The organism is Mycobacterium sp. E183 (assembly GCF_001667735.1).
GTDB lineage: Bacteria > Actinomycetota > Actinomycetes > Mycobacteriales > Mycobacteriaceae > Mycobacterium.
This window is the reverse complement of the sequence record NZ_LZJN01000159.1, coordinates 1-939: the sequence shown is the minus strand read 5'-3', so window position 1 is coordinate 939 and position 939 is coordinate 1. Positions and strand designations below refer to the sequence as shown.

The 939-nt window shown below is 69.9% G+C and carries 1 protein-coding gene; it reads right to left on the bottom strand.

All coding sequences use genetic code 11. From position 1 onward, the window contains the following. Positions 1 to 939, bottom strand: a 939-nt coding sequence (locus A5691_RS18635; protein WP_231982305.1) for a PPE family protein, incomplete at both ends; no start/stop codon positions are given.

Genomic DNA, 939 nt, shown 5'->3' with positions numbered 1-939 from the left:
CGGCGCCACCGCCGAGCAGGCCACCGAGCCCACCCAGACCGGGCAGCGCCTTGGCCGCCGCCGGAGCCGCACCACCGATCAACCCCACCGACTTGGCGATCTGGGTGAAGGTGTTGGCCATACCGGTACTGAAGTACGGCAGACCCTCGGTGTTATAGAACAGGCCGGCGAACGGGCTGTACCCGTTGACGAGTGTGCCCAGGTTGGTGGGGATGGTGGTTTGGCCGGTCAACAGGAACCACAGCTCTTGCAGCGGGTTGGTCGTCGTCTGAGCGGCGGCGGCGGCCTGCGGGGCCGCGGTCGTCGTGGCGGTGGTGGCCGCCTTTTGCGCGACGTTGGCCGCGTTGCCGGCGGAAGTGTTGGCCGCCGCGTTGGCCACCGTGCTGGCCTGGGTGGTGGTGCCCGCGTCGTTGGTCACCTTCGGGGCGGCCTGGAACTGGGTGATGCCCTTGGTCGCCGCCGTGGACTGCACCGAGTAGTTGGCCATCGCCCCGGCATCCTGGGCCCAAAACTCGCCGTACTGGGCCTCCAACTGCGCGATCGCCCCGGTGTTCTGCCCGATCACGTTGGTGGCCTGCAACTGCTGCACCAACGCCCGGTTGGCCGCGATCACCGGCGGAGGCACCACCGCGGCGAACGCCGCCTCATAAGCCGCCGCCGCCGCGGCGGCCTGCACCGCGGCCTGCTCGGCCTGCGCCGCCGTGCTGGCCAGCCACTCCGCATACGGGGTGGCCGCGGCCGCCATCGCCGCCGAGGCCGTGCCCGCCCACTCCTCACTGGCCAGCTGGGTCACCACATTCTGATAACTCAACGCAGCCGACTGCAGCTCCGCGGCGATCGCATTCCACGCCGACGCCGCCGTCATCAACGACCCCGACCCCGGACCGGCATAAATCCGCGCCGAATTAACCTCCGGCGGAAGCGCCCCAAAATCAAACA